Consider the following 12,283-nt stretch of genomic DNA (forward strand, 5'->3'; position numbering starts at 1 on the left):
TCGAGGGTCTCTTTGCTGTACGGCTGGGCCATGAGGCGCACTCCCGTTGAGGCGGGAGCACAAATCATCTCTCAGGCACCGACGCCTACGGACGAGCCTTTGGCCGGCGATACCTGATTAGGCGCCACATCTGGGGGAACTGCAAGGTTCATGCACGCGGCTCAGGGCGCGGGCTGCGCCTATCCGAAGTTGCGGAAGCCTACGATGAGCAAGCCGAAACTCATGAAAACGATGACGCCGCTACCTGCGACAACAAGCAGGGCCGCTTTCCATCCCGCAAGGCCGCGCTTCTGCTGTCGAATGGCGAACAGGATGAGGAGGATGAACAGGATTGGGCAGATGAGAACAATCATGCACGTTTCCAAATCACGACGGCACTTCAGTTAAGGAGCCGTGTGAGGCTGGTGTCCGCTAAGGGCGGTGAGCGCGGTTTGTCGGTCGAGCGGCCAAGTCCCGTCTACCCTGAGCGCGAACGTCGTGACCAACCGTTCGGGGCCACCGAAGGCCGAGCGATTTCACATCGATCCCAGCTCCTTGATCAGCTTGGGAAGCATTCTGCCAGGTATCGAGCCGGACGGAGCAAAGCCGGAGTCCTTCGCCCCCATGCGTCGATAGAATGGCGCGGCATCTGGGTCGGCCTCGATCGCCATGCGGTGAGCACCCATCGCTGTTGCTTCGCTGGCAGCCCAATGAAACAACTTCATTCCCAAGCCACCGCGAAGCATCGTCGGCTCGACGAACAACTTCAACAAATCAGCCCAGCTTCCAGTGACCCTGACTTGGGCGACGCCGACGATCTTGCCGTTCTCTTCCGCCACTGCAATTGAACTGGATTGGAGTTCGCATGCTTCGATGGTGAGTTCGCTCCGACAGGCCTCCATGAAGTCGTTGCCGTAGCCCCATACAGCTTTCGATCTAAGGCACAAGGCCGAGAGCGTAGGTAGCTCCTCAACTGTTGGCGGTCTGAGAACACAAGTCACGAGGCTTGGCTCCATGCATTGATTTCGGATACCACATCGCCGCCTCCGATGTCTCATACTGGCCTAGCAGCGGGCCTCGATGAGGCGGGCACTCCGTCCCCTTCGCGTCCGACAAGGGCAAGCCAGCGGAAACGAAGCCGCCTGGTTCGCTGGTCCGAGCGCAGTCGCAGCACCGGCACCGGCACCGGCAAAGCACACAGCCCGACCAATCTTGCGATGCGGAAGATCCGCTCGTGCTGTTCGAGGAAGCCGATGTGGCGCGAAGCGGCTTCCAAAACCTCCGCTGTCATTCCCCGCGAAGGCGGGGAATCCAGTACGCCGCGGCTTATCGGTTGATCACTTCCGTCTCGGAGTACTGGATCACCCGCTTTCGCGGGTGATGACACCTTGAGTGGGGCGGCGTTCCGAGCGCCCTCGCCTCACGCCCCCTCGAACTGCAACCTCGCCAGCCTGGCATAGAGCCCGTTCGCGGCGACCAGCTCCGCATGCGTGCCCTGTTCGACGATCCTGCCCTGGTCCATCACCAGGATGCGGTCGCAGGACAAGACGGTTGCGAGGCGGTGCGCGATCACGAGGGTGGTGCGGTGGCGCATCAGCTCTTCCAGCGCGGTCTGCACCAGCGTCTCGCTTTCGGCATCGAGCGCGGAGGTGGCTTCGTCGAGCAGCAGCAGCGGTGCATCGCGCAGGATCGCGCGCGCGATCGCGATGCGCTGGCGCTGGCCGCCTGATAGCGTCACGCCGCGCTCGCCGAGCGGGGTGTCGAAACCTTCGGGCAGGCGGCGGATGAACTCGGCGGCATGCGCGAGCTCGGCGGCGCGCTCGACCTCGGCATCGGTGGCATCGGGCCGGCCGAAGCGGATGTTGTCGCGGGCGCTTGCCGCGAACACGTTGGATTCTTGCGGCACCAGCGCGATGCGCGAACGGAATTCACGCGGATCGGCGGATTTGACCGGCACGCCGTCGAGCGAGATCGCGCCGCTGCGCGGATCGTAGAAGCGCAACAGCAGATGAAAGATCGTGCTCTTGCCGGCGCCGGACGGACCGACGATGGCAACCTTCTCGCCGGGGCGCACGGTGAACGACACGGCATCGAGCACATTGACGTCGCGCCGCGCCGGATAGGCGAAGCTGACCTGGTCGAAGCCGACTTCGCCGCGCGCCGGCACCGGCAGCGCGCGCGGCGACGTGGGCGCGGTGATGTCCGGCTGCACATGCAGAATCTCGAACAGGCGCTCGGCAGCGCCGGATGCCGCCGAGATCTCGCCCCAGACCTCGCTGAGCTGGCCGAGGCCAGCCGCGGCGAAAGCCGCATAGAGCACGAACTGGCCGAGCCGGCCCGGCGTGATGGTGCCAGTGAGCACGTCGTGCGAGCCGATCCAGAGGATCGCGACCACGCTTGCGAACACGATGAAGATGATGATGGCGGTGAGCACGGCACGGGCCTGCGTGGAGGTGCGCGCGGCTTCATAAGCCTGCTCGACCTCGCCGCCGAAGCGCCTCTCGGCGAGGCTCTCGCTGGTATAGGCCTGCACGGTGCGGATCGCGCCGACCAGCTCGCTCGCATAGGCGGAGGCCTCGGCCAGCGTGTCCTGCGCATTGCGCGACAGACGGCGCACCCAGCGCCCGAAGGCGACCAGCGGCAGCACGATCAGGGGAATCGCGAGCAGCACGAAGCCTGACAGCCGCGGGCTGGTGATCACCATCATCGCGGCGGCACCGAAGAACATCATCAGGTTGCGCAGCGCGATCGAGACCGAGGCGCCGACGGAGGATTTGATCTGGGTGGTGTCGGCGGTCAGGCGCGACACCAGCTCGCCGCTGCGCGCGGAATCGAAGAAGGCCGGCGATAGCGACAGCAGATGGGCGAAGACGTCGCGCCTGAGATCGGCGACGATGCGCTCGCCGATCGTCATCACGAGGTAGTAGCGCGCGGCGCTTGCGAGAGCGAGCACGGCGACGACGGCGATCATCACCGAAAAGTAGCTGTTGATCAGCTCGATGCCCTCAGGCGTCAGGCCGAAATCGATCATCCTGCGCACCGCAACCGGCACCAGCAGGGTGGTCAGCGCCGCGATCGTCAGCGCCACGAACGCCAGCGCCGCCCGGCCGCTATAGCGCGCCACATAGGGCGCGAGCGCCAGCAGCGGCCGCAGCTTGGCGCGGCTCTTCGCCGGCGCCTCGATCAGGTCGGCCTCGATCGACGGGGCTTCTGCGGGCCCGGTTTCAAGCCGTTCAACTGCGCTCATGAGATCCGACCAAAAGACAAAGAGAGGTGCTCCGCTCCAGATAGGCCGGGCGAGCGGGAGTGGCAAATCCGGGATGTCCCTTAGGGGCCCGCCCGGTCCCCTATTAAGGCCCTGCAATGGCTTGTTTTACAGGGCCTCGTGGGGTATAGACCGCGCCAAATCCGTCATTCGATAGCCACTCAAGTGAGGCGCCGGGGCGCCGAGGAATTGCCATGAAAGCCGAAATTCACCCGAACTATCATACGATTAAGGTCGTGATGACCGACGGAACCGAGTACCTGACCCGTTCCACCTGGGGCAAGGAAGGCGACACGCTGAACCTCGACATCGACCCCAAGTCGCACCCGGCCTGGACCGGCGGCAACGCGCAGCTGATGGATCGCGGCGGCCGCGTCTCGCGCTTCCAGAAGAAGTTTTCGGGCTTTCTCAAAAAGGATTGATCCGGCCGCAAGGCTGGAGACGAAAACGCCCCCGGAGAGCCGGAGGCGTTTTTTTTGTTTTGAGGCGATGTGCTCTCGACCAGGACGAGAACTCGTAGGGTGGGCAAAGCGTAGCGTGCCCACCAACCTTGATTGCGATCCGAGAGAAATGGTGGGCACGGCGCTGCGCGCCTTTGCCCACCCTACGGCACCTGCGCTTACCGCTCGAACGCCGCCTTCAGCGCGTTGAGATGCGGCACCAGCGGATTGCCGATCGAGGAATGATCGACCGGCGGGGTGTGGATGGTGGCGTCCAGGCGGCGCACCCGGGTCTGGAGGCTCATCGAGCGATGGATCAAATCCTGGAGCTGCGACGGCAGCTTCTCGATGCTGTCGGTTGAGCCGGGATCGGCGGCGGAGAGCTTGACCTTGGTTTTTTCGCGGTTGGCCTGGCCCAGCGTCATCTCGCCTTCCTTCACTGCGCGGTGCAGCAGCAGCCACGAGGCGAGTTGCATCAGGCGGGTGGTCAGACGCATGCTCTCGGTCGCATAGGTGAGGCTGACGGCGCGATCGAGCGCCTTGGCCTCGGTGCGGCCGGCGCCATCGAGATAAGCGGCGGTCTCTTCAACCAGGTCCATGCCCTCACGGAACAGGACGCCGAACGCCGCAGAATTGGTGAACCGCTCGCTGAGTTGAACGAGAGCGCCTTCGGCCTGCAAACGTTCCATGGTTAACGCCCCTTACGCAACTGTCTGACTGCCCGGCTTTGGCGCCGGCTTATGATGAACAAATCATTGCGCGCTGGGAGCGCCGAGTCCAGTGACAAGCGCGGATATGGTTTCCGCGGGTCTTTGCCCGGACTTCAACCGGAGCGAGACGCAAAAAGCGGGCGTCGACGCAAAAAAAGAGCCGCCGGAAAACCGGCGGCTTTGAAAGTTGATAACAGGGAGGCGTCAAACAGAGTGGACAGGAGCCACTCGGTGTCCAAACAAGGACAGTTCCCAGTCATAAACTCGAAAGCTTAATGTGGAGTAAACGAGCGATTATTTTGAGGGTTCGTTAGCCATGTCGGTCAGTGGCCGAGTGGGCGGTGGAACGAATTCTTCACGCGCATCCGCAGCGAAGGCCGAAACCAGACCCTCATGGTGAGGAGCGCGCTCTTCGCGCGCGTCTCCGGACGATGCTTCGCATCGCCGGGACCATGCAGGCCCTGCTCTCGCCCGCGGCCATCCTTCGAGACGCGCGTGCCGCGCTCCTCAGGATGAGGACCGTGTGTGAGGCCAGCCCCGCTCCAGCGTCGGACCCTACGACTTGAAAACGCTGTTGGCCGCATCGCGCGAGGCGCGCTTCTTTGTTGTGGCTTCTTCCAATCTTGCGATCTCGGTCTTGAGCAGCGCGATGCGTTCGGTCAGTTCCTCCACTGACAAGAGTGAGAGATCCTGTCCGATGTCATGGCTGATCTTTTTGCGCGGACGGTCGTCGTCTTCCATCGCCATCCTTGTTCCTCCTGCGTTCGCATCACAAGCGGCTGAGGCGGTTGCCAGCCTGCATTGCGCTGGCTAAGCAATGGCCTCGTTCCATCCCGCACCTTTGCTCAAGGACACATCATGGACAAGCTGCCCGCGCAAATGACCGTGGTCGCCATCTCCAAACCCGGCGGACCGGAAGTGCTGGTGCCGGAACAACGGGCACTGCCGCAGCCCGGTCCCGACGAGATCCTGGTCAAGGTGCAGGCCGCCGGCGTCAATCGGCCCGACGTCGCGCAGCGCTCCGGCGCCTATCCGCCGCCGCCCGGCGCCAGCGACCTGCCCGGCCTCGAAATCGCGGGCGAAGTGGTGGCCGTCGGCAGCAACGCCAAGCGGCACAAGATCGGCGACAAGGTGATGTCGCTGGTCGCCGGTGGCGGTTATGCGCAGTACTGCATCGCCCAGGACGGTCAGGCGATGAGCGTGCCGCCGTCGCTCTCGATCAAGGAAGCCGGTGCGCTGCCGGAAACGCTGATGACGGTCTGGCACAATGTGTTCGAGCGCGGCGGGCTGAAGGCCGGCGAGACGCTGCTGATCCATGGCGGCTCCTCGGGCATCGGCACCATGGCGATCCAGCTCGCAAAAGCGTTCGGCGCCAAGGTGATCGTCACCGTGGGATCGCAGGACAAGATCGATGCCTGCCTCAAGCTCGGCGCGGATCGGGCCATCAACTACAAGGACGAAGACTTCGTCGCCGTGGTCAAGGCGGAGACGAACAATGCCGGCGCCAATCTGATCCTCGATATGGTCGCCGGCGACTATGTCGATCGCAACTATGACGCCGCCGCGGTCGACGGCCGCATCGTGCAGATCGCGACCCTCAACGGGCCCAAGGTCACCGTCAACATCGCCAAGGTGATGGTGAAGCGCCTGACCCACACCGGCTCGACGCTGCGCCCCCGTAGTAATGCGGACAAGGCGGCGATGGTGGCCGCGATCGAGGCGAAAGTGATGCCGCTGTTGCGCGAAGGCCGGGTCAAGCCGCTGGTGGACAGCACTTTCCCGCTGGAAAAGGCATCCGACGCGCACCGGCGGATGGAAACCTCTGCACATATTGGCAAAATTGTGTTGGAGGTCTAGGCCAGCGGCCCACAGGGCAAGCCGGAAACCCTTTGATTTTCCTCGCTTTCGTGGCATCTATCGCGACGCACCGAACCACTTTGTTCCGTTCGGAAAACGCCGTGCACCGAAAAGCCTGCACCGAAGAGTTTGCGTCGAACGCGGAGAACTGACCTTGCGTCTGATCAGGTGCCTCGCGCCCATAGCGCTGGGCCTCATGATTCTCGTCTGCGCGTTCCCGGCGCGCGCGCTCGACGCTGTCAGCGTCCGCGGTGACGCGCCCGCAATCGACCTCACCGGCGTGCTCGAGCATCAGCGCAGCGACGCCGACCGCATCCAGGTTTCCACTGCGCCCGGCACCGACGGCATCGTCCGCCGCATCGAGGTGCGCGCCCGCGAAGGCGGCCAGAACTGGGTGGTGTTCGCGCTCGCCAACAACACCGACGACCAGCTCGACCGCCTGATCGTCGCCCCGCATTACCGCATCGTCTCCTCGGGGCTGCTCTGGCCCGACCTCGGGCTGTCCCGCATCGCGACCATCACGCCCTCGACCGGCGACCGGCCGGAGCGGCAGGAGAGCCCGACCGCCGACGTCTTCCGCGTCACCCTCGATCCCGGCGCCGTCGTCACCTTCGTCGCGGAGCTGCGCACCGACAAGCTGCCGCAGCTCTATCTGTGGGAGCCGGAATCCTACAAGGACAAGGTCAACTCGTTCACGCTGTACCAGGGCATCGTGATCGGCATCTCCGGCTTGCTGGCGCTGGTGCTGACCATCCTGTTCGTGGTCAAGGGCAGCATCATGTTCCCGGCCGCCGCGGCGCTGGCCTGGGCGGTGCTGGTCTATATCGGCGTCGATTTCGGCTTCTGGGGCAAGGTGCTCGACATGTCGAACAACGCCGAGCGCATCTGGCGCGCGGCGGGTGAGGCGATCCTGGCGGCGACGCTGCTGGTGTTCCTGTTCGCCTATCTCAATCTCAGTCGATGGCACGTGCGGTATTCCCACATCACGGTGGGCTGGCTCGCGTTCCTGGGCTCGCTGGTTGCGCTGGCCCTGTTCGACCCCGCGGTGGCCTCCGGCATCGCGCGCATCTCGCTGGTGCTGATCGCCTTCGCCGGCTTCGCGCTGATCGTCTATCTCTCCACCCACGGCTTCGACCGCGCGGTGCTGCTGATCCCGACCTGGTTCCTGCTGGTGGTCTGGGTGGTCGCGGCCGGCATGACGGTCGCAGGCTCCGTCACCAATGACATCGTCGGCCCTGCCCTGCTCGGCGGCCTCGTGCTGATCGTGATGCTGATCGGCTTCACGGTGATGCAGCATGCGTTCGCGGGCGGCGGCGCCACCACCGGCGTCGTCTCCGACATCGAGCGCCGCGCGCTGGCGCTGGCCGGTTCCGGCGATCTGATCTGGGACTGGGACGTTTCCGCCGACAAGGTCTTCACCAGCCCCGAGACCGAAGCCCTGCTCGGCCTCAAGCGCGGCACGCTGGAAGGTCCGGCCGCTTCCTGGCTCGAAGTGCTGCACCCGCTCGACCAGGACCGTTTCCGCGCCGCGCTCGACAGCGTGCTCGACCAGCGCCGCGGCCGCCTGGTGCAGGATTTCCGCCTGCGCACGCCGGACGGTCACTTCATGTGGTTCGCGCTGAAGGCGCGCCCGGTGGTCGGCTCCGACGGCGAGGTCTCGCGCGTGGTCGGTACCCTCACCGACGTCACCGAGCTGCGCAACGCCGAGGAGCGCCTGCTGCACGATTCCGTGCATGACAATCTCACCGGCCTGCCCAACCGCAAGCTGTTCATGGACCGGCTCGGCGCCGTCGCGCATTTCGCCAAGACCATGCCGACGCTGCGGCCGACGCTGATGGTGATCGACCTCGACCGTTTCAAGCAGGTCAACGATTCCGTCGGCATCGCCGTCGGCGATTCCATCCTGCTGACGCTGGCCCGCCGCCTCACCCGCATCCTGAAGCCGCAGGATACGCTGGCGCGGCTCGCCGGCGACCAGTTCGGCCTGATCCTGCTCTCGGAGCAGGACCCCGCCCGCATCACCGCCTTTGCCGAGACCATCCGCAAGACCATCCGCGCGCCGATCGCCTTCAACGAACGCGAGATCTTTCTCACGGCCTCGATTGGCCTTGCCTTGTCCGATCCGCAAGTTCAGCTCACGGACGAGATCATCAAGGACGCCGAGCTTGCGATGTATCACTCCAAGCGCATCGGCGGCGACCGCATCGACGTTTACAAGTCCGCGATGCGCGCGCGAAAAACCGACCGGCTGACGCTGGAGAGCGAATTGCGCCGCGCCATCGAGCGGCAGGAGCTCACGATTCTATATCAGCCGATCGTACGGCTCGAAGACCGTTCGGTCGCCGGCTTCGAGGCGCTGGTGCGCTGGGATCATCCCAAGCTCGGACGCATGGCACCGTCGGAATTCATCACCATCGCGGAAGAGACCGGCCTGATTATCGACCTCGGCATGTTCGTGCTCGACCAGACCGCCAAGCAGCTCTCGATCTGGCAGCGCGCGATGCGCTCGCGCGAGCCGATCTTCGCATCGGTCAACGTCTCCTCGCGGCAATTGCTGCGGCACGATCTGATCCACGACATCCGCACCGTGCTGTCGCGCTCCTCAGTCGCGCGCGGCACGCTGAAGCTGGAACTGACGGAATCGCTGGTGATGGAGAATCCGGAGCACGCGGCGCAGATGCTGACGCGGATCCGCGAGCTCGGCACCGGGCTGTCGCTCGACGATTTCGGCACCGGCCATTCGTCGCTGGCCTATCTGCAGCGCTTCCCGTTCGACACCATCAAGATCGACCAGTCCTTCGTGCGCACCACCAACCGCGGCACCCGCCCGGTGATCCTGAAATCCATCATCGCGCTCGCGCACGACCTCGGCATGGACGTGGTCGCCGAAGGTGCCGAGACCGATTCCGACGCGGTCGAGCTCTACCAGATGGGCTGCGAATACGCGCAGGGGTTTGCCTTCGGCGAACCCATGGACGCCGACGCCGCGATGCGCCTGCTCACGGAAGTGCGCCTGGAAGCGGCGAGCTGATCTCAACGCGAGTCCGGTCCCGTAGGGTGGGCAAAGGCGCACTTGCGCCGTGCCCACCATCAATCCAACATTGCAACAGAGGTGGTGGGCACGCTTCGCTTTGCCCACCCTACGATACTGGCCGCCGCCGGTCGCTCTTCAGCTTCGTGAACCGCACGCTCGCACCGTCCGGCATTCGCATCGCCTTGAAACCCGCGGCGAGGCAGGCTTCGCGCTGGGGCATCTGGATGTCCGGGCTGCGCAGGCTGTCCCACCATGAGGCACGATTCGCCGCGCGCGGCAGGGCCGCGCCGATGATCTCTTCGATCTGTTCATAGGTCAGCACGAATTCCGCCTGCTTCTGCCGCATCAGATAATCGCGCAACGCGTCGTAGTCGTTCACCGCTGTCCTCTTCGCTGGTCGAAGCCCCGCTTTGCCCAAAAACGTCAGCCGCGGAAACCAATTTTTAACTCATTCCGGCAGCGCCGTCCCGGCTTAAACACTGCTCAAGCTTTCGGGCGCATTCACTAATGTCGGGAGCAAATGATGTTGTCTCGATGGCGCGACGTCACGGCCCGGCGGCCATGGCGGCTTTCGGCGAAACTGCTGATCATCTCGTCCGTGGTGACGGTGATCGGCTTTTCCGCCATTTGCGTCAACGTCATGCTGGACATGCGCCGCGGCGAGGAGGCGCTCGCCCGCCAGACGTTGGAAAACCTGGCGACGACCATCGAGTCCGACGTCAGCCGCAACATCGAGATCTACGACCTGGCCCTCAAGGCGGTCGCCAGCAACATGCTGCTGCCGGAAATCGGCACGGTCTCGAAGCCGATCCGTCACCTCATCCTGTTCGACCATGCGACCACGGCGAGGCATTTCGGCGCGATCCAGGTGTTCGACGCCGACGGCCGGCTAACCATCGACGCCTCCACGCTCGATCCCGTTGCCGAGAACCGCAGCGACGAGGATTACTTCAAGGCTCATCGCGACAATCCGGACGCAGGCCTCTTCATCAGCCGTCCCATGCTGTTCCGCGGCGCCTATTCGATCGTGCTGAGCCGGCGTATCAGCGACACCGACGGGGGCTTCCTCGGCGTCGTCGCCGGCTCGATCCGCTTCAGCTATTTCCACGAATTGTTCGAGCGGCTGAGCCTCGATGCCGACGACACCATCACCGTGCTCAGGCGCGACCGTACCGTCATGATGCGGCGGCCGTTTGATCTCGACGTGATCGGCACGAATCTGGCCAACCGGCCGGTCTGGAAGGCCGAAAATCTGAAGGTCGGCGGCGCATTCGCCGGACAGGGGCCGATCGACGGCACGCCGCGGCTCTATGTCCGCAGTAGTGGGAGCAGCCCGCTATTCGTGGTGGCAGGCAAGCCACTGAACGCCGTGTTCGAGCTCTGGCAGAAGGAAGCCTACCGCATCGGCGCCGTGGTGCTGGCGCTCAGCGTGTTCATGCTGGCATCGACGCTGGTGCTCGCGCGCGAGATCGGCCGGCGCGCCGAGGCCGAGCGCAAGCTCGAGGAGATGGCGACGACCGACGCGCTCACCGGCCTGAAGAACCGCCGCAAGTTCGACCAGGTGATCGACGTCGAATGGCGCCGCGCGATGCGGCAGCAGACGCCGATCGCGCTCTTGATGATCGATGCCGATCACTTCAAGGCTTACAACGACACCTTCGGCCACCAGGCCGGCGACCAGGTGCTGGTCGGCATCGCCATCTGCATTTCCGATTCGGTGAGCCGCGCCAGCGACTGCGCCGCACGCTATGGCGGCGAGGAATTCGCCGTGCTGCTGCCGGGCACCTCGGTCACCGACGCCCTCACGGTGGCCGAGAAGATCCGCGCGAAGGTGCAGGGCTGGTCCGACGACCACACGAGCTCGACAGTGTCCTGCGGCATCGCGAGCCTCGTTCCCACCACCGGCATGGACTGGCCGCTCCTGGTCGCCGCCGCCGACAAGGCGCTCTACGCCGCAAAAGCCGGCGGCCGCAACCAGTCGGTGGTCGCGAGCCTGCCGAAGCTGTCGCTGGTGGCTTAAGTCTCGGCGTTGGAGCGTGTCGCTCGCCACAACTTCAGTGTCGTCCCGGCCTAGTGTGCAATTGCGCACTAGGCCGGGACGACTGGGAGCGTTACTGCCCCAAATACTTCTTCATTTCCGCAATGAGCCCGTCACGCAGCTCCGGCCGCTTCAGGCCGTAGGCGATGTTGGCGCGGAGGAAGCCGGGCTTGGAGCCGCAATCGTGGCGCTCGCCCTCGAACTCGACGCCGTAGAATTTTTGCGATCTGGCGAGGCCGATCATGGCGTCGGTGAGCTGGATCTCGCCGCCGGCGCCGCGCTCCTGGGTCTCCAGGATCTTGAAGATCTCCGGCTGCAGGATGTAGCGGCCGGTGATCGAGAGGTTGGAGGGCGCGGTGCCCTTGGCCGGCTTCTCGACCATGCCGTCGACCTCGAACATCTTGCCGGTGCGTTTGCCGACGCCGCAGATGCCGTATTGATGGGTCAGATGGTCGGGCACCGGCTCGACCGCGATGACATTGGATTTTTCGCCGAGCTTGCTGGCGGTGTCGATCATCTGCTTCAGGCAGCCGGGCGAATTGAGCACGAGTTCGTCCGGCAGCACGACCGCGAACGGTTCGTTGCCGACGATGTCGCGCGCGCACCAGACTGCGTGACCGAGGCCGAGCGGCGCCTGCTGGCGAGTGAAGCTGACGGCGCCGGCCTCCGGCTGGTTCTGCGCCAGAACGTCCTGCTCGGTCTTCTTGCCGCGCGCGGCCAGCGTCGCATCAAGCTCGAACATCCGGTCGAAATGATCTTCGATGACACTTTTGTTGCGGCCGGTGACGAAGATGAAGTGCTCGATGCCGGCTTCCCTGGCTTCGTCATAGACGTACTGGATCAGCGGCTTGTCGACGATCGTCAGCATTTCCTTCGGCATCGCCTTGGTGGCGGGCAGGACGCGGGTGCCGAGGCCGGCAACGGGAAATACGGCTTTGCGGATTTTCATGGGATTGATCG

Annotated in this window: 11 protein-coding genes; 4 read left to right on the forward strand and 7 right to left on the reverse strand. The window is 64.6% G+C overall.

What is annotated here, in order from left to right; translation table 11 throughout:
• Positions 1-179: 179 nt before the first annotated feature.
• From FXB41_RS19520 to FXB41_RS19530, 3 genes are all read right to left on the reverse strand, one after another.
• Positions 180-353: a hypothetical protein gene (locus tag FXB41_RS19520; RefSeq protein ID WP_007599901.1), complete on the reverse strand. Its 174-nt coding sequence runs from the start codon at positions 351-353 to the stop codon at positions 180-182.
• A gap of 162 nt (positions 354-515) precedes the next feature.
• Positions 516-881, reverse strand: coding sequence for a GNAT family N-acetyltransferase (locus tag FXB41_RS19525; RefSeq protein WP_157158624.1), 366 nt, complete (start codon positions 879-881; stop codon positions 516-518).
• Between the two features lie 518 nt (positions 882-1,399).
• Positions 1,400-3,226: an ABC transporter ATP-binding protein/permease gene (locus FXB41_RS19530; protein ID WP_219682878.1), complete on the reverse strand. Its 1,827-nt coding sequence runs from the start codon at positions 3,224-3,226 to the stop codon at positions 1,400-1,402.
• A 212-nt stretch (positions 3,227-3,438) separates the two neighbouring features.
• Here FXB41_RS19530 and rpmE point away from each other — a divergent pair, with 212 nt between their 5' ends.
• The gene (rpmE, locus tag FXB41_RS19535; RefSeq protein ID WP_007599895.1) at positions 3,439-3,666 is read left to right on the forward strand and encodes a 50S ribosomal protein L31; all 228 of its coding nucleotides are present in this window, start codon (positions 3,439-3,441) and stop codon (positions 3,664-3,666) included.
• A gap of 197 nt (positions 3,667-3,863) precedes the next feature.
• Here rpmE and rcdA read toward each other — a convergent pair whose 3' ends face one another.
• The gene (rcdA, locus tag FXB41_RS19540; RefSeq protein WP_219682879.1) at positions 3,864-4,373 is read right to left on the reverse strand and encodes a protease adaptor protein RcdA; all 510 of its coding nucleotides are present in this window, start codon (positions 4,371-4,373) and stop codon (positions 3,864-3,866) included.
• Between the two features lie 576 nt (positions 4,374-4,949).
• Positions 4,950-5,141, reverse strand: a complete 192-nt coding sequence (locus tag FXB41_RS19545) for a DUF1192 domain-containing protein (RefSeq protein ID WP_219682880.1) — start codon at positions 5,139-5,141, stop codon at positions 4,950-4,952.
• Positions 5,142-5,252: 111 nt separating this feature from the next.
• On the opposite strand from FXB41_RS19545, the gene FXB41_RS19550 reads away from it, so the two are divergent.
• Together FXB41_RS19550 and FXB41_RS19555 are read left to right on the forward strand one after the other, a co-directional pair.
• Positions 5,253-6,251, forward strand: coding sequence for an NAD(P)H-quinone oxidoreductase (locus FXB41_RS19550; RefSeq protein ID WP_219682881.1), 999 nt, complete (start codon positions 5,253-5,255; stop codon positions 6,249-6,251).
• Positions 6,252-6,405: 154 nt separating this feature from the next.
• Positions 6,406-9,282 (forward strand): EAL domain-containing protein, encoded by a 2,877-nt coding sequence (locus FXB41_RS19555; protein ID WP_026232774.1) that lies wholly within the window; start codon positions 6,406-6,408, stop codon positions 9,280-9,282.
• A gap of 109 nt (positions 9,283-9,391) precedes the next feature.
• Here FXB41_RS19555 and FXB41_RS19560 read toward each other — a convergent pair whose 3' ends face one another.
• The gene (locus FXB41_RS19560; protein WP_007599886.1) at positions 9,392-9,664 is read right to left on the reverse strand and encodes a DUF7662 domain-containing protein; all 273 of its coding nucleotides are present in this window, start codon (positions 9,662-9,664) and stop codon (positions 9,392-9,394) included.
• Positions 9,665-9,808: 144 nt separating this feature from the next.
• Between FXB41_RS19560 and FXB41_RS19565 the strand changes: the two genes are divergently transcribed.
• The gene (locus FXB41_RS19565) at positions 9,809-11,305 is read left to right on the forward strand and encodes a sensor domain-containing diguanylate cyclase (protein WP_219682985.1); all 1,497 of its coding nucleotides are present in this window, start codon (positions 9,809-9,811) and stop codon (positions 11,303-11,305) included.
• 91 nt (positions 11,306-11,396) lie between these two features.
• Here the strand turns inward: FXB41_RS19565 and FXB41_RS19570 are convergent, their stop codons facing one another.
• Positions 11,397-12,272, reverse strand: a complete 876-nt coding sequence (locus FXB41_RS19570) for a UTP--glucose-1-phosphate uridylyltransferase (RefSeq protein WP_007599884.1) — start codon at positions 12,270-12,272, stop codon at positions 11,397-11,399.
• Positions 12,273-12,283 lie beyond the last annotated feature (11 nt).

Origin of the sequence: Bradyrhizobium canariense (assembly GCF_019402665.1) — a bacterium.
Classification (GTDB): Bacteria; Pseudomonadota; Alphaproteobacteria; order Rhizobiales; family Xanthobacteraceae; genus Bradyrhizobium; species Bradyrhizobium canariense.

Excerpts from the sequence above, each read along its gene's own strand:
- FXB41_RS19525 (WP_157158624.1), bottom strand. The coding sequence starts at position 881 with ATGGAGGCCTGTCGGAGCGAACTCACCATCGAAGCATGCGAACTCCAA.
- FXB41_RS19545 (WP_219682880.1), bottom strand. The coding sequence starts at position 5,141 with ATGGCGATGGAAGACGACGACCGTCCGCGCAAAAAGATCAGCCATGAC.
- FXB41_RS19530 (WP_219682878.1), bottom strand. The coding sequence starts at position 3,226 with ATGAGCGCAGTTGAACGGCTTGAAACCGGGCCCGCAGAAGCCCCGTCG.
- FXB41_RS19550 (WP_219682881.1), top strand. The coding sequence starts at position 5,253 with ATGGACAAGCTGCCCGCGCAAATGACCGTGGTCGCCATCTCCAAACCC.
- rcdA (WP_219682879.1), bottom strand. The coding sequence starts at position 4,373 with ATGGAACGTTTGCAGGCCGAAGGCGCTCTCGTTCAACTCAGCGAGCGG.
- FXB41_RS19570 (WP_007599884.1), bottom strand. The coding sequence starts at position 12,272 with ATGAAAATCCGCAAAGCCGTATTTCCCGTTGCCGGCCTCGGCACCCGC.
- FXB41_RS19565 (WP_219682985.1), top strand. The coding sequence starts at position 9,809 with ATGTTGTCTCGATGGCGCGACGTCACGGCCCGGCGGCCATGGCGGCTT.
- rpmE (WP_007599895.1), top strand. The coding sequence starts at position 3,439 with ATGAAAGCCGAAATTCACCCGAACTATCATACGATTAAGGTCGTGATG.
- FXB41_RS19520 (WP_007599901.1), bottom strand. The coding sequence starts at position 353 with ATGATTGTTCTCATCTGCCCAATCCTGTTCATCCTCCTCATCCTGTTC.